Origin of the sequence: Shinella granuli, assembly GCF_004341885.1 — a bacterium.
In the GTDB taxonomy this organism is placed as follows: domain Bacteria; phylum Pseudomonadota; class Alphaproteobacteria; order Rhizobiales; family Rhizobiaceae; genus Shinella; species Shinella granuli.
Genome location: NZ_SLVX01000001.1, coordinates 276447 through 297634, shown reverse-complemented (window position 1 = coordinate 297634; position 21188 = coordinate 276447). Strand labels below are relative to the sequence as shown.

20 protein-coding genes are annotated in these 21188 nt (G+C 65.8%); 16 read left to right on the top strand and 4 right to left on the bottom strand.

The features are described 5' to 3' along the window. The first annotated feature begins 133 nt into the window (after positions 1-133). From EV665_RS01425 to EV665_RS01410, 4 genes are read left to right on the top strand one after another with little or no spacing between them, the layout of a single operon-like run. On the top strand, positions 134-1723 hold the full coding sequence (locus EV665_RS01425) for an ABC transporter substrate-binding protein (protein WP_133032819.1): 1590 nt from the start codon (positions 134-136) through the stop codon (positions 1721-1723). Beyond that, positions 1723-2832, top strand: coding sequence for an ABC transporter permease (locus EV665_RS01420; RefSeq protein WP_064330632.1), 1110 nt, complete (start codon positions 1723-1725; stop codon positions 2830-2832). Before EV665_RS01425 ends, EV665_RS01420 begins: the two co-directional genes overlap by 1 nt. Continuing rightward, a complete protein-coding gene (locus EV665_RS01415; RefSeq protein WP_133032817.1) occupies positions 2829-3656 on the top strand; it encodes an ABC transporter permease in 828 nt (275 codons plus the stop codon). Before EV665_RS01420 ends, EV665_RS01415 begins: the two co-directional genes overlap by 4 nt. Continuing rightward, on the top strand, positions 3649-5280 hold the full coding sequence (locus tag EV665_RS01410) for an ABC transporter ATP-binding protein (RefSeq protein WP_133032816.1): 1632 nt from the start codon (positions 3649-3651) through the stop codon (positions 5278-5280). The genes EV665_RS01415 and EV665_RS01410 overlap by 8 nt, the downstream gene beginning before the upstream one ends. 397 nt (positions 5281-5677) lie before the next feature. Here the strand turns inward: EV665_RS01410 and EV665_RS01405 are convergent, their stop codons facing one another. The 3 genes from EV665_RS01405 to EV665_RS01395 are packed head-to-tail and all read right to left on the bottom strand — an operon-like array spanning position 5678 to position 7352. Beyond that, on the bottom strand, positions 5678-6028 hold the full coding sequence (locus EV665_RS01405) for a PAAR domain-containing protein (protein WP_133032815.1): 351 nt from the start codon (positions 6026-6028) through the stop codon (positions 5678-5680). Continuing rightward, positions 6028-6444, bottom strand: a complete 417-nt coding sequence (locus EV665_RS01400; protein WP_133032814.1) for an ACT domain-containing protein — start codon at positions 6442-6444, stop codon at positions 6028-6030. Before EV665_RS01400 ends, EV665_RS01405 begins: the two co-directional genes overlap by 1 nt. Next, on the bottom strand, positions 6441-7352 hold the full coding sequence (locus tag EV665_RS01395) for an alpha/beta hydrolase (protein ID WP_064330635.1): 912 nt from the start codon (positions 7350-7352) through the stop codon (positions 6441-6443). Before EV665_RS01395 ends, EV665_RS01400 begins: the two co-directional genes overlap by 4 nt. Before the next feature lie 210 nt (positions 7353-7562). Here EV665_RS01395 and EV665_RS01390 point away from each other — a divergent pair, with 210 nt between their 5' ends. The 11 genes from EV665_RS01390 to EV665_RS01340 all read left to right on the top strand — a co-directional run bounded on the left by EV665_RS01390 (position 7563) and on the right by EV665_RS01340 (position 20006). Continuing rightward, positions 7563-8471, top strand: coding sequence for a LysR family transcriptional regulator (locus tag EV665_RS01390; protein ID WP_133032813.1), 909 nt, complete (start codon positions 7563-7565; stop codon positions 8469-8471). A 664-nt stretch (positions 8472-9135) separates the two neighbouring features. Then, on the top strand, positions 9136-10296 hold the full coding sequence (locus tag EV665_RS01385) for an ABC transporter substrate-binding protein (RefSeq protein WP_133032812.1): 1161 nt from the start codon (positions 9136-9138) through the stop codon (positions 10294-10296). A 210-nt stretch (positions 10297-10506) separates the two neighbouring features. Next, positions 10507-11502 carry an ABC transporter ATP-binding protein gene (locus EV665_RS01380; RefSeq protein WP_064330639.1) on the top strand — a complete coding sequence of 332 codons (996 nt, stop codon included), beginning with the start codon at positions 10507-10509 and terminating at the stop codon, positions 11500-11502. Next, a complete protein-coding gene (locus EV665_RS01375; protein ID WP_064330640.1) occupies positions 11499-12449 on the top strand; it encodes an ABC transporter permease in 951 nt (316 codons plus the stop codon). The genes EV665_RS01380 and EV665_RS01375 overlap by 4 nt, the downstream gene beginning before the upstream one ends. Further along, complete coding sequence (locus tag EV665_RS01370; protein ID WP_064330641.1) at positions 12439-13254, top strand: ABC transporter permease; 816 nt, start codon at positions 12439-12441, stop codon at positions 13252-13254. The genes EV665_RS01375 and EV665_RS01370 overlap by 11 nt, the downstream gene beginning before the upstream one ends. Positions 13255-13369: 115 nt before the next feature. Further along, entirely contained in the window at positions 13370-14797 is a 1428-nt protein-coding gene (locus tag EV665_RS01365) for a gamma-aminobutyraldehyde dehydrogenase (protein ID WP_133032811.1), read from the top strand. A gap of 276 nt (positions 14798-15073) precedes the next feature. Next, a complete protein-coding gene (locus EV665_RS01360; RefSeq protein WP_064496055.1) occupies positions 15074-15247 on the top strand; it encodes a DUF1328 domain-containing protein in 174 nt (57 codons plus the stop codon). A 141-nt stretch (positions 15248-15388) separates the two neighbouring features. Next, positions 15389-17563 (top strand): TonB-dependent siderophore receptor, encoded by a 2175-nt coding sequence (locus EV665_RS01355; RefSeq protein ID WP_133032810.1) that lies wholly within the window; start codon positions 15389-15391, stop codon positions 17561-17563. A gap of 100 nt (positions 17564-17663) precedes the next feature. Next, positions 17664-18326 (top strand): siderophore-iron reductase FhuF, encoded by a 663-nt coding sequence (gene fhuF / locus EV665_RS01350; protein WP_084438320.1) that lies wholly within the window; start codon positions 17664-17666, stop codon positions 18324-18326. Beyond that, positions 18323-19432, top strand: a complete 1110-nt coding sequence (locus tag EV665_RS01345) for an ABC transporter substrate-binding protein (RefSeq protein WP_133032809.1) — start codon at positions 18323-18325, stop codon at positions 19430-19432. The genes fhuF and EV665_RS01345 overlap by 4 nt, the downstream gene beginning before the upstream one ends. 58 nt (positions 19433-19490) lie before the next feature. Continuing rightward, positions 19491-20006, top strand: coding sequence for a hypothetical protein (locus EV665_RS01340; protein WP_133032808.1), 516 nt, complete (start codon positions 19491-19493; stop codon positions 20004-20006). 52 nt (positions 20007-20058) lie between these two features. Here EV665_RS01340 and EV665_RS01335 read toward each other — a convergent pair whose 3' ends face one another. Then, positions 20059-20619 (bottom strand): isochorismatase family protein, encoded by a 561-nt coding sequence (locus EV665_RS01335; RefSeq protein ID WP_133032807.1) that lies wholly within the window; start codon positions 20617-20619, stop codon positions 20059-20061. A 109-nt stretch (positions 20620-20728) separates the two neighbouring features. Between EV665_RS01335 and EV665_RS01330 the strand changes: the two genes are divergently transcribed. Then, on the top strand, positions 20729-21172 hold the full coding sequence (locus EV665_RS01330) for an Lrp/AsnC family transcriptional regulator (protein ID WP_133032806.1): 444 nt from the start codon (positions 20729-20731) through the stop codon (positions 21170-21172). Positions 21173-21188 lie beyond the last annotated feature (16 nt).

Sequence of the window (21188 nt, the reverse complement as noted above, 5' to 3'; positions counted from 1 at the left end):
TTCGGAAGACGGGAATGCACTGCCGCCGGCAAAAATCGCCGGCTGTAAGGTTGCCTTAGAGGCGAAAAACAGAAATTCTGCCAATCATAACGACAAATGCCCACTTAATGGGCCAGCAAAAGGGAACAGGGGAATGACTGATTACACCAGATACCTCACCAGCCAGGTCACGCTCGGCAAGATGAACCGCCGCGAGTTCATGGGCCGCGCCGCCGCCTTCGGCATCACGCTCGCCGCCGCCGGCACGATGTTCGACACCGCCGCCAAGGCCCAGGAGCCCAAGCGCGGCGGCCATCTGAAGCTCGGCCTCGAAGGCGCGGCCGCGACCGATTCGAAGGATCCGGCCAAGGCGCTCTCGCAGTTCATGTTCGTCGTCGGCCGCAACTGGGGCGACATGCTCGTCGAATCCGAACCGCTGACCGGCCAGCCCGTGCCGGCGCTCGCCGAATCGTGGGAACCGTCCGCCGACGCCGCCACCTGGACCTTCACGATCCGCAAGGGCGTGAAATTCCACGACGGCAAGGAACTGACCGTCGACGATGTCATCAAGACCCTGCAGCGCCACACCGACGAGAAGTCGGAATCCGGCGCCCTCGGCGTCATGAAGTCGATCAAGGAGATCAAGGCCGACGGCGACAAGCTGGTCCTCGTGCTGAGCGAAGGCAATGCCGACCTGCCGCTGCTCCTGACCGACTACCACCTCGTCATCCAGCCGAATGGCGGCCTCGACGATCCGAACGCCATGATCGGCACCGGCCCCTACAAGGTCACCAGCTTCGAGGCCGGCGTGCGCGCCACCTTCGAGCGCAACACGGACGACTGGCGCCAGGACCGCGGCTTCGTCGATTCGATCGAGATGATCGCGATGAACGACGCGACGGCCCGCATCGCCGCGCTCTCCTCCGGCCAGGTGCACTACATCAACCGCGTCGACCCGAAGACGGTCGACCTCCTGAAGCGCGCGCCGACGGTCGAGATCCTCTCCACCTCCGGCCGCGGCCACTACGTCTTCATCATGCATTGCAACACGGCGCCGTTCGACAACAACGACCTGCGCCTGGCGCTGAAATATGCGATGGACCGCGAGACCATGCTGGAAAAGGTCCTCGGCGGCTACGGCAAGGTCGGCAACGACTTCCCGATCAACGAGACCTATGCCCTCTTCCCGGAAGACATCGAGCAGCGCACCTACGATCCGGACAAGGCCGCCTTCCACTACAAGCAGTCGGGCCACAGCGGCTCGGTGCTGCTGCGCACCTCGGACGTCGCCTTCCCCGGCGCGGTCGATGCGGCGGTGCTCTACCAGGAAAGCGCCAAGAAGGCCGGCATCGACATCGAGGTGAAGCGCGAGCCGGGCGACGGCTACTGGTCGAACGTCTGGAACGTGCAGCCCTTCTCGACCTCCTACTGGGGCGGTCGCCCGACGCAGGACCAGATGTATTCCACCGCCTATCTCTCGACCGCGGACTGGAACGACACCCGCTTCCTGCGCGAGGATTTCGACAAGCTGCTGCTCGAAGCCCGTTCGGAACTCGACGAGGCCAAGCGCAAGGACATGTACCGCACCATGGCCATGATGGTGCGTGACGAGGGCGGCCTGATCCTGCCGATGTTCAACGACTTCGTGAACGCCTGCGGCAAGAACGTGAAGGGCTATGTCCACGACATCGGCAACGACATGTCGAACGGCTATGTCGCAACCCGCGTGTGGCTCGACGCCTGATGACCGGCGGCGGACCGGCGCACGGTCCGGAGCTGACGGCAAAGGCGGCTGCGGGTGAAGTCCCGCAGTCTGCCGGCGCCGCCGGGTCGGTTGCGTCCACTGGAACCCCCGTGATCGAGGGCACGCCTTCGTTCTGGGCGAAATTCAGCAAGAGCAGCCCCCTGGTTGCGCTCATCCTGCAACGCCTCGCGCTCAGCGTGGCCTTGCTCTTCGCCGTGTCCCTGATGATCTTCGGGGGCGTGGAAGCCCTGCCGGGCGATTTCGCCACGACCTATCTCGGCCAGTCCGCAACGCCGCAGGCGGTGGAGAACATCCGCAAGGACCTCGGTCTCGACCAGCCCGCCACCACGCGTTACTTCAAGTGGCTCGGCGGCGCGATCCAGGGCGACTTCGGCAATTCCTGGGCGTCGAAGAACTCGGTCAGCGAACAGATCGGCAAGCGCCTCGGCAATTCGCTGTTCCTCGCCTTCTTCGCGGCGATCATCTCGGTGCCGCTGGCGGTCGGCCTCGGCATGCTCGCGGTGCAATACAGGAACCGCCTGCCCGACAAGATCATCAACGTCATCTCGCTGGCGGCGATCTCGCTGCCGGAATTCTTCGTCGGCTATCTCCTGATCCTGTTCTTCGCCGTGCAATTGGGCATCGCGACCTTCCCGGCGACGGTCTATGACTCGATGACCATCGGCCAGCGCCTCTCGGCCATCGCCCTGCCGACCGCCACCCTCGTCCTCGTCGTGCTCGCCCACATGATGCGCATGACGCGGGCGGCGATCCTCAACGTCATGTCCTCGGCCTATGTGGAAACGGCGGAACTCAAGGGCCTCTCCAGCCTGCGCATCATCGCCAAGCATGCGGCGCCGAACGCCGTCGCCCCGGTCATCAACGTCATCGCGCTCAACCTCGCCTATCTCGTGGTCGGCGTCGTCGTCGTGGAGGTGGTGTTCGTCTATCCCGGCATGGGCCAGTACATGGTCGACGCCGTGACGGTGCGTGACATGCCCGTCGTGCAGGCCTGCGGCCTGATCTTCGCCGCCTTCTACATCTTCCTCAACATGTTCGCCGACATCCTCGCGATCGTCGCGAACCCCAGATTGAGGCACCCGCGATGAGACTTTCCACCATCCCCATCAGCGCCTGGGTCGGCATCCTTGGCATCGCGCTCGCGATCTTCTGCGCCGTCTTCGCCCCGCTCATCGCCCCCTATGGCGAAAGCCAGATCGTCGGCTCCGTCTGGCAGCCGATGGGCGGCGACCATCTGCTCGGCACCGACAATCTCGGCCGCGACCTCTTCTCGCGGCTGATCTTCGGCGCGCGCACCACGATCTTCGTGGCGCTGGCGGCCACCGTGCTGTCCTTCTCGCTCGGCATGCTGCTCTCCTTCACGGCGGCGGTGACGGGCGGGTTCATCGACCAGGCCTTCTCGCGCTTCAACGACCTGATGATGGCGATCCCGACGCTGATCTTCGCCCTCGTCGTGCTCGCCGTGCTGCCGCAGCAGCTCTGGATCCTCATCCTCGTCATGGCGGTCCTTGACAGTACCCGCGTCTACCGCATCGGCCGCGCCGTCGCGCTCGATGTGGCCGTCATGGAATTCGTGGAGGCGGCAAGGCTGCGCGGCGAAGGCACGGGCTGGATCATCTTCCGGGAGATCCTGCCCAACACGCTCTCGCCGCTGCTCGCCGAATTCGGCCTGCGCTTCGCCTTCTCGATCCTGTTCCTCTCCACCCTCTCCTTCCTCGGCCTCGGCATCCAGCCGCCGGCGGCGGACTGGGGCGGCATGGTGAAGGACAACAAGGACGGCATCATCTTCGGCATTTCGGCCGCCCTCATTCCGGGCGGCGCGATCGCGGGGCTCGCCATCTGCGTCAACCTCGTCGTCGACTGGCTGATGAAACGGACTTCCAGCCTCAAGGGGGGCCGCGGCGATGCCTGATCTTCTTTCCGTCAAGAACCTCAAGATTGAGGCGACCAGCTACCCGCCGGGCGAGCCGCCCCGGACGGTGACGCTCGTCGAAGGCGTCTCCTTCGACGTCGAGAAGGGCAAGGTGCTCGGCCTCATCGGCGAATCGGGCGCGGGAAAATCGACCATCGGCCTCACCGCGCTCGCCTATGGCCGCGGCGGGGTGCGCATCACCGGCGGCGAGGTAAAACTCAACGGCGAGGATATTCTAAAGCTCTCGCCGGCCGGCATCCGCAAGGTGCGCGGCTGCAAGGTCTGCTACGTCGCCCAGTCGGCGGCAGCGGCTTTCAACCCCGCCCACCGGCTCGGCGAACAGGTGATCGAGGCCTCGCTGAAACACGGTATCATGAGCCGGGCGGACGCGGAAAAGCGCGCGCTCTACCTCTTCAAGGTGCTCGGCCTGCCCAATCCCGAAACCTTCGGCCAGCGCTACCCGCACCAGGTCTCGGGCGGCCAGCTCCAGCGCGCCATGACCGCCATGGCGCTCTGCCCCAATCCGGAACTCATCGTCTTCGACGAGCCGACCACCGCGCTCGACGTGACGACCCAGATCGACGTGCTCGCCGCCATCAAGCACGCCATCGAGGAGACGCATACGGCCGCGCTCTACATCACCCACGACCTCGCCGTCGTGGCGCAGATCACGGACGATATCCTCGTGCTCCGCCACGGCAAGATGGTGGAATACGGCTCGGTGAAACAGATCATCGAAGCCCCGACGCAGGATTATACCCGCGCGCTGGTCAACGTGCGCGGCACCAAGCGGGACGAGGCGCCCGACCAGTCGGATACGCTCCTCAAGGTCGACAACATCACCGCCGGCTATTCCAACGGCTTCAAGGTGCTGCAGAACGTCTCGCTGCACCTGCCGAAGGGCCAGACGCTGGCGGTGGTGGGCGAATCGGGCTCCGGCAAGTCCACCCTCGCCCGCGTCATCACCGGCCTCTTGCCGCCGCAGGAGGGCACGATCAGCTTCGACGGCAAACCCTTGCCGCGGGCGCTGAAGGGCCGGTCGAACGACGAACTGCGCCGCATCCAGATGATCTACCAGATGGCCGACACCGCGATGAACCCGCGCCAGACGGTGCGCGACATCGTCGGCCGTCCGCTCACCTTCTACTATGGCATGCGCGGCCAGCAAAAAACGGAGCGGGTGAAGGAACTGCTGGAGCAGATCGAGATGGGCGGCCGCTTCGCCGACCGCTATCCGGCGGAACTCTCCGGCGGCCAGAAGCAGCGCGTCGCCATCGCACGGGCGCTGGCGGCCCAGCCCGAGCTCATCCTCTGCGACGAACCGACTTCCGCCCTCGACCCGCTGGTGGCCGAAGGCATCCTGAAACTTCTCCTGAAACTCCAGGACGAGACCCATGTCTCCTACATGTTCATCACCCACGACATCGCCATCGTCCGCGCGATTGCCGATTCGGTGGCCGTGATGCATCGGGGAAAGCTCGTGCGTTTCGGCCCGAAATCGAAGGTGCTCTCGCCGCCCTTCGACGATTACACCGACCTCCTGCTGAAATCCGTTCCCGAAATGGAGATCGGCTGGCTGGAGAAGGTGCTGACGACACGGCGCATGGAAAGCGCCGGCAACTGACAAAAACGGGCGGCTTCGGCCGCCCGTTTCCTTTTACGGCAATTCCCCGGGCCGCCCCTCATCCGGCCTGCCGGCCACCTTCTCCCCGTAAACGGGGTGAAGGGGATATGCCGCACCGGTTTCCCCAACCAATACCCGTTAGCAGGGCAAGTCCCCTCTCCCGCTTGCGGGAAGAGGGTTATGTGAGGGACAAATCCTCCGAACATTCAATTCTGCGTGCAGGTACGGCAATTCCCCGGGCCGCCCCTCATCCGGCCTGCCGGCCACCTTCTCCCCGTAAACGGGGCGAAGGGAATATGCCGCACCGGTTTCCCCAACCAATACCCGTTAGCAGGGCAAGTCCCCTCTCCCCGCTTGCGGGGAGAGGGCTAGGGCGAGGGACAAATCCTCCGAACATTCAATTCTGCGTGCAGGTCACATCGCCGAGCCGGCTGGCCGATTCGCCTTCGGCCATCACCGTCTCCTCGCCACGCGCCGTGCAATTGCCCTTCTCGCCGACGCCCGTGCGGAATTTCACCATGGGCTGGCCCTCGATCATGATGCTCGGCACGATTTCGTAGAGTTCCGGCGGGCAGTTCACCACGTCGGAGAGGCGCAGCGCCGGCGCACCGCCGATGAAGACGCTCTTCGAACCGGACATGGCGCAGGATGGAATGGGCTGGGGCGCATCCTCAGCGACGGAAACGGACGGCCCCGCCGCCCCGAGAGCGAAGCCCAGAACGGCACCCGCAAACGGCAAAGATCTCATCACCTGTCTCCCTTTTCACGCGCCGCACGCGACAGCACACGCAACGTTTCCAATGCCCGTTCGCCATCCCGCTCCGGCACGAATATATGGTCATGATGGTAGCCGGCAACCACGTTGGCGCTGATGCCTTCCGTCGTCAGCGCCGTGGCGAAGGCCGCCGTCAGCCCCACTGCCTCCAGCGAGGAGTGCACGGTGAGCGTGATCATCCGCATCGGCGGGCTTGCCGCCAGCCCTTCCGCCGCCTCGGCCGGCAGGATCAGCGTCACGCCCTCCGCCTCGCGGAAGAGACCGACCGGCCCGCGAGAAAGATGGCCTTCCAGATCGCCGGCCGGCACGCAGGCATAGACGAAAGCCCCGTCCGCCAGCGCCGGCTCCATCGTCGCCAGCAATTCGTCGAGATCGGTGATCCCGCTCATGGATGGGCCATCCGGCGCACGGCATCGCACAGCGCCGCAAAACCGGCCTTCGCGCCCGCGCTCATGAAACGCGCGCGCAGCCAGGCGTGGATCATCTGCCTCTCCTCGCGAAACTCCACCGCAACACCGGCAAGCGCCAGCCGCGCCGCATAGGCCCGCGCATCGTCGCGCAGCGGATCGAAATGAGCGCCGGTGATGAAGGCGGGCGGCAGGCCGGCAAGGTTTTCCGCCCGCAGCGGGAAGGCATGCACGGCCTCCTCCGGCGCCTTGTAGACCTCCCGGTAATAGGCGACGTCGGCGGTCGAAAGACCCGGCGCCTCGGCCATCTCCAGGTAGGAGCCGGAGGCAAGGTCGCCGCCAAGGCCCGGATAGACCAGCGCCTGCCCGGCAATGCCCGTCAGCCCCTCGTCGCGCGCCTTCAGCACGATGCCGGCCGCAAGGTTGCCGCCCGCGCTGTCGCCGACCACCACGACCGGATGGCTTTCCAGGAGAAGCTCGATCAGCACGGCCCAGCAATCGTCGAAAGCGGCGGGCCAGACATGCTCCGGCGACAGGCGGTAATCGACGGACACGAGTTCGGCGCCCGCGGCCTCGGAAAGCTCGGCACAGATCGCATCATGGCTGTCGAGCGAGCCGACGACGAAGCCGCCGCCGTGGATGTAGAAAAGCCGCGTCGCGCTCGTCACCGCCGCCGGGCGATAACGGCGCACCGGGATGCGTCCCGCGATGACGCCGTCCTGCTTGATCATGCCCGCCGGCGGCGGCGCGTCGAAGGCGGCGCAGAGCGCATCGTACCAGCCGCGCTGCCGCCCGATATCCGCGTCGACGGCATCGGCGGGATAAAAATCCTCGCAGCGCTTGTGGAAGGCCAGGATGCCCTCCTCGGTCGGCATGGGGCGTTCGGTCATGGCGGCTCCTCGTTGCCGGCGCCGTTCCGGCGTGACGGAACTGGCATCAGGACGTATCCTGTCGCATTGTCAGGTGCCGGAGCGACGCTGCCCCGGCTGGAAATGGCGGGGATCATAGCAGCGCACACCCCGCGCGCCTGTCCCGTCCGCGGCTTTCCCAAGGAATTTTCGGCGCTTGCCTCGCCCGCGCCGGGCATATTAACTGCCGCCATGGCGTTCACCTTCCGGCAATTGCAATATTTCGTCGCCGTCGCGGAGCAGGGTTCCGTGACGCGCGCGGCGCAAAACCTCTCGATCTCGCAATCCTCGATCACCGAGGCGATCAAGGAGCTCGAATCCGACCTCGGCGTCGAGCTCTTCGAGCGCCATCCGCGCGGCCTCACGACGACGCACAACGGCCACCAGTTCCTGCGCCACGCCACGAAGATCCTGGCAAACGTCTCGGATGCCCGTCGCTCCTTCTCCGACAACCGCACGGCGGAAAAGGGCCAGCTCAATCTCGGCGTCACCTCCCTCGTCGCCGGCTACGTGCTGTCGGACCTGCTCTCGCGCTATCGTCGCGCCTTTCCCGGCATCGAGGTGAGCGCCATCGAAGACAACGGCTCCTATCTGGAGCATCTCCTGGTCGGCGGCGAGCTGGACGTCGCCGTCATGGTCATCTCGAACCTGCGCGACCGTATGGCGCTGCAGGCGGAGATCCTCGAAACCTCGCCCTACCGCCTCTGGCTGCCGATCGGCCATCCGCTCGTCTCGGCCGACATCATTTCCGTCAGCGACATCGCCAAGGAGCCGCTGATCATGCTGACGGTCGACGAAATCGAGGAGAACACCGGCAAGCTGCTGACCGCGCTCGGCGCCCGCCCGCATGTCGCCTTCCGCACCCGCTCGGTGGAGGCGGTGCGCAGCCTCGTCGCCACCGGGGCCGGCATCGCGCTGCTGCCCGACCTCGTCTATCGCCCCTGGTCGCTGGAAGGCGATCGCATCGAAAGCCGCGACGTGTCGGGGGCGCTTCCCGTCGTGCAGGTCGGCATGGTCTGGCGCAAGGGCTCCAGCCTGCCGCAGGCGGCACGGGATTTCGTCGGGCTGGCGGAGGCGCTGCGAAGCGGTCGGGGGCGGTAGCGGCGGCGTCGAACCTCTTCCTGCAGCTTCATCCCCACACGCCAGCGCGCCGGGGTTTTGCGGGAGCATTCGGACGGGGCGCTGGAGGCTGCCTCGACTGAATGTTTGTATGTGGCACCGTCCAGCGCCCCGTTCGGCGGTTTTTGCCCGCGACTTCGGCCTCTCTGCAATGGCGGGGTGCGTGGGAACGGTGGCGCGCCCTTCCGAAGAAAGGTCATGCACGCCCTCAGGATTCACGGTGCCGCAGCCATGACTGCCGGTCGGCACCGTCTTCCACTGCGCCGCACGAGCCGCCATGTTGTGTGCCACACAGGCACGCCCGGCGACGTGATCGGGGCAAAACGGCGGGGCGTGTTTTTTAGCGGCGAGGGCGTGCCGTGGGGCGTGGGTCCTCGGGTCAAGCCCGAGGATGACGGAGAGGAGGAGAGGTTGCCAGCCTCTTGGCCGGTGCGGCACGCGGGCCCCTCTCTTTGTCTGACGCCCTCTCTTCTGTCGTCATCCTCGGGCTTGACCCGAGGATCCACAAGACACGGCACACCTCCGCCGCTTTCGGAATTTCCGATACCGACATTCTGATTAATGAATTTGCGAAAGCGGCGAAAGCGCGGCACCTTCTCGTCCGGGAACAATACCGCAGACAAGCGGACCAAACCGGGAGACTGTCATGAAGCGACTTCTGCATTCCTGCACCGCGCTTACCCTTTCGCTCGCCTTCGCCACCGCCGCCATCGCCCAGGAGCCGCTGAAGGAGCTTGGGCCAGGCGAGGGCGAAGTCTCCATCGTCGCCTGGGCCGGCTATATCGAGCGCGGCGAGACGGACAAGAACTACGACTGGGTCAGCGAATTCGAGAAGAACACGAGCTGCAAGGTGACGGTGAAGACCGCCGCCACCTCGGATGAAATGGTGGCGCTGATGAACGAGGGCGGCTTCGACCTCGTCACCGCCTCGGGCGACGCCTCGCTCCGCCTCGTCGCGGGCAAGCGCGTGCAGCCGATCAACACCGACCTCATCCCGAGCTGGAAGACCGTCGACGAGCGCCTGCAGAACGCGCCCTGGCACACGGTGAACGGCGTGCACTACGGAACGCCCTATCTGTGGGGGCCGAACGTGCTGATGTACAACACCGAGGCCTTCAAGGACGCGGCGCCGACGAGCTGGAAGGTCGTCTTCGAGGAGATGACGCTGCCGGACGGCAAGTCGAACAAAGGCCGCGTGCAGGCCTATGACGGCCCGATCCACATCGCGGACGCGGCGACCTACCTGATGGCGCACAGCCCGGACCTCGGCATCAAGGACCCCTACGAACTCAACGAGGACCAGTACAAGGCCGCGCTCGACCTCTTGCGCGTCCAGCGCACGCTGGTCGGCCGCTACTGGCACGACGCGATGATCCAGATCGACGACTTCAAGAACGAGGGCGTCGTCGCCTCCGGCTCCTGGCCGTTCCAGGTGAACCTGATGCAGGCGGAAAAGCAGCCGATCGCCTCGACCTTCCCGGAAGAGGGCGTGACGGGCTGGTCGGACACGACCATGCTGCATGCCGAAAGCCAGCATCCGAACTGCGCCTATATGTGGATGGAACATTCGCTTTCCGCCAAGGTGCAGGGCGATGCCGCCGCCTGGTTCGGCGCGGTTCCCTCGGTCCCGGCGGCCTGCAAGGGCAATGCGCTCCTGACCGACGAGGGATGCTCGACCAACGGTTTCGACAATTTCGAAAAGATCCGCTTCTGGCGCACGCCGGTGACCAAGTGCGAAAGCCAGGGGGAATGCGTGCCCTACCACCGCTGGGTCTCCGACTATATCGGCGTGATCGGCGGGCGTTGAGCTGCCGACGACGAACGGTCGCGTAAGCCACGCCGCCGCCGCCCGTCCCCTTCTCCCCGGCGGGGAGAAGGGACATGAGGCACGCTCGCGGTTTTCATATGCGGTGATTTTGCCGTTGCTGCAGATTGAAGAGACGCGCCGATTTTCCGCCACGAAGCTTCAGGCGACGGACGCTCCAGCCCCTCGCCCAGACAACACCGGGAGTCCCCCATGACCGCCGTCCTGTTCCAGCAAGTCTCCCGCCATTTCGGCACTGTCCGCGCCGTCGACAGCGTGGATCTCGCCATCGCCGAGGGCGAATTCTTCGCCATGCTGGGGCCGTCCGGTTCCGGCAAGACGACGTGCCTGCGCCTGATGGCCGGCTTCGAGCAGCCGACGTCGGGCCATATCGAGATCTTCGGCGAGACGGCGGAGGGCGTGCCGCCCTACCGGCGCAACGTCAACACGGTGTTCCAGGACTATGCCCTCTTCCCGCATCTCTCGATCCTTGAAAACGTCGCCTACGGGCTGATGGTCAAGGGCGTCGGCAAGGCCGAGCGGCTGAAGGCGGCCGAGGAGGCGCTCGCCATGGTGAAGCTGCCCGGCTACGGCGCGCGCCGGCCCGGCCAGCTCTCCGGCGGCCAGCGCCAGCGCGTGGCGCTCGCCCGGGCGCTCGTCAACCGGCCCCGCGTGCTGCTGCTCGACGAACCGCTCGGCGCGCTCGACCTCAAGCTGCGCGAGCAGATGCAGGAAGAATTGAAATCGCTGCAGAAATCGCTCGGCATCACCTTCGTCTTCGTCACGCACGACCAGGGCGAGGCGCTGTCGATGGCCGACCGCATCGCGGTGTTCAGCGATGGCAGGATCCAGCAGCTCGGCACGCCGGAAGAGGTCTACAAGAAGCCGAAAACGCGTTTCGTCGCCGATTTCGTCGGCTCCTCCAACGTGCTGCCGCCGGATTTCGTTCGCACCCTCGGCTTCGGCGATAGCTATGCCAGCCTGAGGCCGGAGGCGATCACGCTCGGGGATGGCCTCGGCCGCAAGAATTTTGCCGGCCGCGTTGTCGCGACCAGTTTTCTGGGCGCGGCGAACCGCGTGACGGTCGAGGCCGCGGGGGCGCGCATTGCGGCCATGACGCCGGCCTCCATCGCCCCGCCGGCGCTCGGCGAGACGGTGACCCTGTCCTTCCTGCCGGAAGACCTGCACCCGATGGATGGCGCCCGATGAGCATCGTCGCCGACACCTCCATCCTCGCGCGCCGCGAAGGCACCTCCGGGCGGCTTTCCGATTTCTTCTGGCGCAACCCGAAGATCCTGCTGCTCTTGATGCTGACGCCGCCGCTGCTCTGGCTCGGCGTCATCTATCTCGGCTCGCTCTTCGCGCTGCTCCTGCAGAGCTTCTTCTCGATCGACGACTTTTCCGGGCTGATCAACTACGAGTTCACGCTCGCCACCTACCGGCAACTGCTCATACCCTCGAATTTCGACATCATCCTGCGCACCGTGCTGATGGCCGCGCTCGTGACGCTCGCCTCCGCCGCCATCGCCTTTCCGATCGCCTATTACGCGGCGCGCTATGCCAAGGGCAAATGGAAGGTCGTCTTCTATCTCGGCGTCATGCTGCCGCTGTGGTCGAGCTATCTCGTCAAGGTCTATGCCTGGAAGCTGATCCTCGCCAAGGAGGGCATCGTCACCTGGGCCTTCGCCAAGCTCCACCTTTCCTGGCTGCTCGATGCGTGGCTTTCGCTGCCTGTCGTCGGCGGCTCGTCGCTGTCGATCAGCTATACCGGCACCTTCATCGTCTTCATCTATGTCTGGATGCCCTTCATGATCCTGCCGATCCAGGCGGCGCTGGAGCGCGTGCCGGGCAACCTGATCGAGGCCTCCGCCGATCTCGGCGGCCACCCGGCGCAGACCTTCCGCCACGTGCTCTTCCCGCTCGCCCTGCCCGGCATCATCGCCGGCTCGATCTTCACCTTCTCTCTGACGCTGGGCGACTACATCATCCCGCAGATCATCGGCTCGTCGCGGCTTTTCATCGGCCAGGCGGTCTATGCCCAGCAGGGCACGGCCGGCAACATCCCGCTCGCGGCCGCCTTCTCCGTCGTGCCGATCGTCATCATGGGCCTCTATCTCTGGATGGCCAAGCGACAGGGGGCCTTCGATGCGCTCTGACAGAAACACCTCCGCCCCGCTCGGCCTCAAGATCGCCGCAGGCCTCGGCCTCGCCTTCCTGCACCTGCCGATCCTGCTCATCTTCCTCTACGCCTTCACGACGGAGGAGAAGAGCTACCAGTTCCCGCCGCCGGGCTACACGCTCAAATGGTTCGCCGTCACCTGGAACCGGCCGGACGTCTGGGAGGCGATGGGGCTTTCCGTGCGCGTCGCGTCCATCTCCACCGCCGTCGCCCTCGTGCTCGGCACGCTGTGCGCCGCCGCCGTTTCCCGCACGAAATTCTTCGGCCGGGAGACGATCTCGCTGCTCGTCATCCTGCCGATCGCCCTGCCCGGCATCATCACCGGCATCGCGCTGCGCTCGGCCTTCTCGTTCGCGGAGATCCCCTTCTCCTTCTGGACGATCGTGCTCGGCCACGCCACCTTCTGCGTCGTGGTCGTCTACAACAACGCCGTCGCCCGCTTCCGCCGCGTCTCGGGCTCGCTGATCGAGGCCTCGATGGACCTCGGCGCCGACAGCTTCCAGACCTTCCGCTATGTCATCCTGCCGAACATCGGCACGGCCCTGCTCGCCGGCGGCATGCTCGCCTTCGCGCTGTCCTTCGACGAGGTGATCGTGACCACCTTCACCGCCGGCCAGCAATCGACCCTGCCGATCTGGATGCTGGAGGAGCTGGTGCGTCCGCGCCAGCGCCCGGTGACCAATGTCGTCGCCATGGTCGTGGTGCTCGTCACCTTCCTGCCGATCCTCGGCGCCTACTACCTCACCCGCGACGGCGACCAGGTCGCCGGCGCCGGAAAATGAACATGAGCGAATAGGGAGTAGCGAACAGCGAATAGAGGAAAATGACGGCCCGCCGGCCCGAAACTATTCGCTACTCGCTATTCGCCATTCGCTCCTCAACAACGGAGAACACGCCATGGACACCCAGATGCTGATCGGCTCGCGCTTCGAAGCCGGCACCGAGGCCGAGGAGCACATCCTGAACCCGAAGACCGGCGCGAAGATCGTCGACCTGCCGGAGGCCTCCCATGCGCAGATCGACGCGGCCGTCGACGCCGCCGAAAAGGCCTTCGTCTCCTGGGCGACCACCACGCCCGCGGAACGCTCCGGCTATCTCCTGAAGATCGCCGACGCGATCGAGAAGGACGCCGATGCCTTCGCGGCCCTCGAAGCGCTCAATTGCGGCAAGCCGATCAACGCCGCCCGCAATGACGAGCTGCCGGCCATCGTCGACTGCTGGCGCTTCTTCGCCGGCGCGATCCGCTCGCTGCATGCGCCGGTCGCCGCCGAATACCTGCCCGGCTTCACCTCCATGGTGCGCCGCGATCCGATCGGCATCGTCGGCTCGATCGCGCCGTGGAACTATCCGCTGATGATGATGGCCTGGAAACTGGCGCCGGCGATTGCCGGCGGCAACACCGTCGTCTTCAAGCCTTCCGAGCAGACGCCGCTGACGGCGCTGAAGATGGCCAAGCTTTTGGCCGACATCCTGCCGGAAGGCGTGGTCAACATCGTGCTCGGCCGCGGCGAGACGGTCGGCAATGCGCTGATCAACCATCCGAAGATCAACATGGTCTCGATCACCGGCGATGTGGCGACCGGCAAGAAGGTGCTGGCCGCGGCGGCGAAGACCGTCAAGCGCACCCATCTGGAGCTCGGCGGCAAGGCCCCGGTCGTCGTCTTCGACGACGCGGATCTGGAAGCCGTCGTCTCGGGCATCCGCGCCTTCGGCTACTACAATGCCGGCCAGGACTGCACGGCCGCCTGCCGCATCTATGCCGAGGACGGCATCTACGAGAAGCTGGTCGCCGACCTCTCGGCCGCCGTCTCCACCATCAAATACAACGACCCCGACGACACGCTGAACGAGATCGGCCCGCTGATCTCCAAGCGCCAGCGCGACCGGGTGGCAAGCTTCGTCGAGCGCGCGGCCGAGGTGAAGCATATCGAGATCACCACGGGCGGCCGGGCCGGCAGCGACGACGGCTACTTCTTCCAGCCGACGGTGGTGGCCGGCGCCACGCAGGACGACGAGATCGTGCGCCGCGAAGTGTTCGGCCCCGTCGTCTCCGTCACCCGCTTCTCCGAGGCGGACCAGGCCATCGCCTGGGCCAACGACAGCGACTACGGCCTCGCCTCCTCCGTCTGGACGAAGGACATCGGCAAGGCGATGAAAGCCGCCGCCCGCCTGCAATACGGCTGCACCTGGATCAACACCCACTTCATGCTGACGACCGAGATGCCGCATGGCGGCGTCAAGCAGTCGGGCTACGGCAAGGACATGTCGATCTATGCGCTGGAGGATTATACCGCCGTGCGCCATGTGATGGTCAGCCACGGCTGACCATGGGGCTACCCCCTCTGCCCTGCCGGGCATCTCCCCCACAAGGGCCGGGCAATCGCAGATGGACTGTAATCGTCGCTGCAACTCCCTTCTCCCCCCGGGGGAGAAGGGGTTGCGGCATCGTCCTGCCCCATAGGCAATTGCCGGCCCTTGTGGGGAGACGCCCGGCAGGCAGAGGGGGTGCCCGCCCTTTCGGGTACGGACGGGCGCCGGCTCCTTCCGGGAACATTTTCAGCCCTCGCGCGTCTTCACTCCGACACAATCGGAGGCATCGCCATGCTGAAATGGGCACTCATTTTCCTCGTCATCTCGCTGATCGCCGGCTTTCTCGGCTTCTCCGGCGTCTCGGCCGCCACAGCGACGATCGCCAAAGTGCTCTTCGCCATCGCGCTCATCATCTTCCTGATCTTCCTTGTGCTTGCAGTGATGGCCGGCAGCCTCGCCTTCTGAGTGCGGATCCTCCACAGCCTGTGTTGCATCCGGGCAACACAGGTCAAATCCTGAGCATTTAAGTCATATAATTTGTTGCAGCAGGCCAAATCCTGATAAAAACGATCACGTTATCGATCCGCTTCGTCAGAAAGTTCCCGCATGCACAAGCCCTCCCGCACGATGTTCCGCCTGGCGCTCGCCGGCACGTCCCTCCTCACGCTCGCCTCGCTCGCCCTTGCCCAGGACGAGGGGACAACGACGGCGGGCGGCGCGACCGTGCTCGAAGACATCGTCGTCAACGGCGGCAGCGGCGGCGTCATCACGGCGGACGGCTATGTCGGCAAGAGCAGCGCGACGGGCGCCAAGGTCGACACGCCCTTCATCCAGACGCCGCAGTCGATCTCCTCGGTCACGCAGCAGCAGCTCGAAGACCGCAACCCGCAGACCCTGCTCGACACGCTCGCCTATACGCCCGGCACCCGCGTCGGCGGCTACGGCTTCGACCCGCGCTTCGACAGCTTTACCGTGCGCGGTTTCGACGTGACCTATACCGGCGTCTTCCGCGACAACCTGCGCCAGCCGGGCGCCGGCTCCTCGCTGTTCAAGACGGAACCCTACGGCCTCGAAGGCGTCTCGATCCTGCGCGGCCCCTCCTCCGCGCTCTACGGTGCCTCCGGCGCCGGCGGCCTCTACAACCTCATCAGCAAGCGCCCGACGGAAGAGGCGCTGCGCGAGATCCAGCTGCAATATGGCAGCCACGACCGCTACCAGGGCCAGTTCGACCTTTCCGGCCCGATCAACGAGGAAGACCCGGTCTACTATCGCCTGACGGGCCTCCTGCGCAGCGCCGATACCGAGCAGGTCGGCGTTCCCGACGACCGCGCCTACATCGCACCGGCCTTCACCTGGAAGCCGGACGAGGACACCAGGCTGACCATCCTCGGCGAATATTCCCGCACCAAGACGGGCGGCACGGCGGCCTATTACTACGATCCGATCACCGGCAAGGTCAGCGACTTCTTCGCCGGCAACCCGACCTTCAACGATTCCGTGCAGAACCAGGGCCGCATCGGCTACGAGTTCGAGCATCGCCTGAACGAGGTCTTCACCTTCCGCCAGAACGCCCGCGCCTCCTGGCTCAACATCGACGCCGACTGGGCCTTCGCCTACCAGCCGAACGCCGCCGACCCGACGCTGCTCGACAGCAGTGCCGGCTCGTTCGAAGAGTGGATGAACACCTACACGATCGACAACCAGCTCGAAGCGAAGTTCGAGACCGGCGCGCTGGAACACACGCTTCTGACCGGCATCGACTTCACCAAGGTCTACTGGAAGTCGCTGAACGGCTACGGCGTGACGCCGCCGCTCGACACCACCGACCCGACGCGCGGCCGCCCGACGGACCCGATCGGCTTCCAGACCAAGAGCGTGCAGGACCAGTTCATCACCGGCCTCTACCTGCAGGACCAGATCCGCTACGACGCGCTGACCTTCACGCTCGGCGGCCGCTACGACTGGGTCTCGACCGACACCGACAACACGGACCTCGCCTCCGGCGCGCTCGACACGATCAAGCAGAGCGACCGCGCCTTCACCTGGCGCGCCGGCGTGACCTACGAGACCGAATGGGGCATCACCCCCTATGCAAGCTATTCGACCGCCTTCTCGCCGAATGCCGGCGTGAACATGGCCACCGGCAACCCCTTTAAGCCGACCGAGAGCGAACAGCAGGAAGTGGGCGTAAAATACCTGCTGCCGGACAGCAACACGCTGCTGACCGCCGCGCTGTTCAACATCGACCAGACCAACGGCCTCTATTACGAGGTCGTCGATCTGCCGACCGGCCCGGCCAACATCCAGGTCCAGCGCGGCAAGCTGCGTTCGCGCGGCCTGGAACTGGAAGCCTCCACCAGCCTCGACAACGGCCTGTCGCTGATCGCTTCCTACACCTATACCCAGGCGAAGATCATCGACGGCCCGGCCGGCACCGTCAACAACGACGTCTCCTCCGTGCCGCGCCACATGGCCTCGCTCTGGGCGCACTACACCATGCCGGAAGACGGCGCGCTGGCCGGCCTCGGCTTCGGCGCGGGCGTCCGCTTCACCGGCGAAAGCTACGGCGACGACGCCAACAGCATGAAAAACAAGGCACGCGCCTTCGTCGATGCGTCGATCGACTACGACTTCGCCGCCATCGACAAGGACTTCGCCGGCCTGAAGCTGCAGGTCAACGCGACGAACCTCTTCGACCGCCAGGATGCCGTCTGCTCGGCCGGCTTCTGCTACCGCGACCAGGGCCGCACGATCATCGGCAGCCTGAAATATTCCTGGTAAGCGCTTGACGGCGCTGTCCCCCCACGATGGCGAGACCGCCTTCCGGCCGGACGGCCTGAAGGCGGTCTTTACCGGTGAGCACGCCTGGTGCGGCGAGAAGATGATGCTCTCGTCGGATCTCGACGGCGCCGTGCCGCTCGCCGAGTTCCTGGGAGGAGACGGGTTTTCCCGGACGATCGACCGCTATGCGGAAAGCCACGGCAAGGCCGACCGGCGCGCCGCCGCCTCCTTCTGGTCGCTCTACTATTTCTCCGCCCTCACCATCCCCTATGTCGTGGCGCGCCGCGCGGAACGGACCCTGCCCGTCGCCTTCGAGGAGATGACCATCGCCATCGGCGAGGACGGCCTGCCGCACGCCTTCGGCCTGCCGCACGAGGGCGACTGGAGCGAGGGGGGCGAGCTCGTCGATTTCGTCACGCCGCTGGTCGATTGCCATCTCGCCCGTGCCGTCGCCCTGTTCAAGGAAAAGACCGGCATCGCGCCGAAACTCGCCTGGAACAACGCGGCCGTCTATATCGACTATGCCTTCAACGCGACGGACCGTTCGCCGCCCGAAAGCGACGACCACTGGCCGTCCCGCCCCCTCTTCGATTGTCCGCTGCTGGCGAACGGCAGCCGCAATCCCTTCCATGGATGCCTGCGCCACGAGCTGGACGCGGGTGCCGTCCACTGTCGCCGCAAGGTCTGCTGCCTGCGCTACATGCTGCCCGGCATTCCGGGCTGCGGCGAGCTGTGCGCCCTGCCGGAGCTGAGAAAACAATGATCCTGCGCCTTTCCGCCCTCATCGCCGTCGCCTTCCTGCTCCTGGCCGCCCTGCCCGCCCGCGCCGAGGTGGCCTATCCGCTGACCGTCAAGGACGCCTTCGGCCGCGAGGTGATCATTGCCGCCGAACCCAAGGCGGTGCTGCTCGGCAGTGGCTTCAACCTGGTCGCACTTTCGCTGATCCATCCCGATCCGGTCAGCATCCTTGCCGGCTGGGCGAGCGACATGAAGGGCGACAACCCGGAGATCTATGACCGCTTCAAGGACAGGTTCCCGGCAATCGACGACGTGCCGATCATCGGCGACGGCGTCACCGTCTCGTTCGAGGCCGCGCTCTCGCTGAAGGCGGATCTCGCCATCCTCGCCAACTGGCAGGCCGACACGGACCTCGGCAGGCAGGCGATCGACTATCTGGAGAGAAGCGGCGTCCCCGTCGTCGTGGTCGATTTCAACAGCGACGCGCTGAACAACACCGCGGACAACATGCGCCTCCTCGGCACGGTGCTGAACCGGGAGGAGCAGGCGAACGCCTTCGCCGATTTCCACGAGGAACGGGTCAAGCGCATCCGCGACCGCGTGGCCGGGCACAAGGAGCCCGGCCCGACCGTGCTGATGGACGCCTTCCCCAACCCGGAAAAGTGCTGCTACGCCTACGGCACCGGCGGGCTCGGCGCCTTCATCGCCATCACCGGCAGCCGCAACATCGCCGAAAGCCTGCCGGCGCAGGGCGGCATCGTCAGCTCGGAATTCATCGTCGCGGCGGATCCCGACGTCTATATCGCAACCGCCTCGCCGGGCGGCACCTACAGCACCTTCTCGGTCGGCCCCGGCGTTGCGCCGGAGGAGGCACGCGAGACATTGGCGCGCGCCGTGTCCGGCCCGTTCCTCAAGAACCTCAAGGCGGTGAAGGAGGAGCGCGTGCACGGCCTGTGGAACTTCTTCAACGCCGTGCCGCTGAACATCCTCGCCGCCGAAGCCTTCGCCCATTGGCTGCGCCCCGAGATTTTCGCCGACATCGACCCGGATGCGACGCTGGCGGAAATCAACGCGCGCTTCGCCGCCGTACCCTTCGACGGCGCCTATTGGATCAGCCTCAAGGCAAAGTGACAGAACCGGCCTTTCGGTCGCTTCTTCCGCAGGCTATATCATGCCCAGGAGGACCTGCATGATCTGGGCATTCGCAGTCGCGGCAGCGGCCATACTCTATCTCGCATTGCGCTTCCGGCGCTTCCAAAGCTGGGTCGAACCCGTTCTCACCATCGTGGTGGCCATCGGCCTTGCAAGCGCGCTTCTCATCTGGTTCGTCGAGGACCGCACGCCCTCCGGCACCGCCGTCACGCCAAACGCAACCGTTTCGGCGCTGTCCGCGGATGGGGCGGAACTCTCCGAGATGCAGGCCAGCGCCGGCCAGACGAAGACGAGCTTTCGCGTGACCGGCCGAATCGCCAACAAGGGCAGCCAGCCGATGCAGTCCTTCCGCCTCGATGTCGTGCTGTCCGATTGCCCTGGCGGCACCTGCCGCGAGGTCGGCCGCGACAGCGCGCTGATCGTGCTGCGCGTGCAGCCGGGCGAAAGCCAGCCCTTCTCCACCTTCGCCGTCTTCCCCGGCATCGACCTCAACCCCGTCATAGCCCCCGAATGGGATTTCGGCGTGCGCGAGGTGAGGGCCGCGACCCGCTAGAGCATTTCCGCTTTTCTTCGAATCGCGAAAACGCTCTATCTGTTTGTTTTCTCTAGAGGCCAGCCACGATCTCTGCCGTGCGCAGCACCGTCGCGAATTCGTGGCGCAGCGTCGCGACATGGGCGCGGTGCACGTCGCGGGCGGCGATCGTCCCGCCCTCCCCGTCCGGCAGGTCGAAGCAGTCGCAGGCGTCCTCGACCAGGATCACCCGGTAGCCGAGATTGGCCCCGACGCGCACGCTGGTCGACACGCACATATCCGTGGACACGCCGAACAGCACGACCGTATCGGCCCCAAGACGGCGCAGGCGCAGATCGAGATCCGTGCCGATGAAGGCGGCATTGACGCTCTTCGTCACCAGTGGCTCGCCCTCCTGCGGCGCAAAACCCGGGCGGAACGCGTTGCCCGGCGCCTCCGGCCGCAGGGTGGAGGCGGGTTCGACGCTGTCGTGCCGCACATGGATGATCGGCCGGCGGGCGGCCCGCCAGGCGGCAAGGAGCGCAAGGCCGTTCTCGTCCAGCCTTTCGTTCCAGCGCCGCGGCCAGGGCGCGGCGTCGAAGGCCTGCTGCATGTCGATCGGGATCAGGACGGCATTTTCCGGCAGGGTCGGCATCGGTCTCTCCTTGAAGCGATGTCCGACGAATAGTTGCTTTTCCGTCCGGTTTCGCGCAGCAAGAAGGCAGCGTGCCGGACGATCATCCGGCAACAGGGAGATTTTCCGGATGAACGAACTGGACGACAAGGACAGGCTGCTGCTCGCCGCGCTCCGCGCCGATGCCCGGCAGAGCCTCGTGGAGCTTGCGCGCCATGCGGGGCTGTCGCGGAGCGCCGTGCACGAGCGCATCCGGCGGCTGGAGGCGAGAGGCGTGATCGCAGGCTATACGGTCAAGCTCGGCATCGACCGGGAGCGGCCGGGCGTCGAGGCACTGATCGCCGTCGGCTTCCAGCAGGGCCGCAACTGCGATCACATCGTGCCGCATCTCACCGGCATTCCGAACGTCGTGACCTGCTGGTCGCTCGCCGGGCCGACGGACCTGATGCTGCTCGTCGAATGCGCCTCGAACGGCGAGCTCGACACCGTGCGCCGCCAGATCGCCACGACGCCGGGCATCGCGACCGTGCAGACGCATGTGTCGCTGCGCACCCATTTCGATCGGCGGAGCTGACTTTCGGCCGAAAGGC

Coding starts and splice junctions, on each gene's coding strand:
- EV665_RS01425 (WP_133032819.1), top strand. CDS start 134: ATGACTGATTACACCAGATACCTCACCAGCCAGGTCACGCTCGGCAAG.
- EV665_RS01420 (WP_064330632.1), top strand. CDS start 1,723: ATGACCGGCGGCGGACCGGCGCACGGTCCGGAGCTGACGGCAAAGGCG.
- EV665_RS01415 (WP_133032817.1), top strand. CDS start 2,829: ATGAGACTTTCCACCATCCCCATCAGCGCCTGGGTCGGCATCCTTGGC.
- EV665_RS01410 (WP_133032816.1), top strand. CDS start 3,649: ATGCCTGATCTTCTTTCCGTCAAGAACCTCAAGATTGAGGCGACCAGC.
- EV665_RS01405 (WP_133032815.1), bottom strand. CDS start 6,028: ATGAGATCTTTGCCGTTTGCGGGTGCCGTTCTGGGCTTCGCTCTCGGG.
- EV665_RS01400 (WP_133032814.1), bottom strand. CDS start 6,444: ATGAGCGGGATCACCGATCTCGACGAATTGCTGGCGACGATGGAGCCG.
- EV665_RS01395 (WP_064330635.1), bottom strand. CDS start 7,352: ATGACCGAACGCCCCATGCCGACCGAGGAGGGCATCCTGGCCTTCCAC.
- EV665_RS01390 (WP_133032813.1), top strand. CDS start 7,563: ATGGCGTTCACCTTCCGGCAATTGCAATATTTCGTCGCCGTCGCGGAG.
- EV665_RS01385 (WP_133032812.1), top strand. CDS start 9,136: ATGAAGCGACTTCTGCATTCCTGCACCGCGCTTACCCTTTCGCTCGCC.
- EV665_RS01380 (WP_064330639.1), top strand. CDS start 10,507: ATGACCGCCGTCCTGTTCCAGCAAGTCTCCCGCCATTTCGGCACTGTC.
- EV665_RS01375 (WP_064330640.1), top strand. CDS start 11,499: ATGAGCATCGTCGCCGACACCTCCATCCTCGCGCGCCGCGAAGGCACC.
- EV665_RS01370 (WP_064330641.1), top strand. CDS start 12,439: ATGCGCTCTGACAGAAACACCTCCGCCCCGCTCGGCCTCAAGATCGCC.
- EV665_RS01365 (WP_133032811.1), top strand. CDS start 13,370: ATGGACACCCAGATGCTGATCGGCTCGCGCTTCGAAGCCGGCACCGAG.
- EV665_RS01360 (WP_064496055.1), top strand. CDS start 15,074: ATGCTGAAATGGGCACTCATTTTCCTCGTCATCTCGCTGATCGCCGGC.
- EV665_RS01355 (WP_133032810.1), top strand. CDS start 15,389: ATGCACAAGCCCTCCCGCACGATGTTCCGCCTGGCGCTCGCCGGCACG.
- fhuF (WP_084438320.1), top strand. CDS start 17,664: ATGATGCTCTCGTCGGATCTCGACGGCGCCGTGCCGCTCGCCGAGTTC.
- EV665_RS01345 (WP_133032809.1), top strand. CDS start 18,323: ATGATCCTGCGCCTTTCCGCCCTCATCGCCGTCGCCTTCCTGCTCCTG.
- EV665_RS01340 (WP_133032808.1), top strand. CDS start 19,491: ATGATCTGGGCATTCGCAGTCGCGGCAGCGGCCATACTCTATCTCGCA.
- EV665_RS01335 (WP_133032807.1), bottom strand. CDS start 20,619: ATGCCGACCCTGCCGGAAAATGCCGTCCTGATCCCGATCGACATGCAG.
- EV665_RS01330 (WP_133032806.1), top strand. CDS start 20,729: ATGAACGAACTGGACGACAAGGACAGGCTGCTGCTCGCCGCGCTCCGC.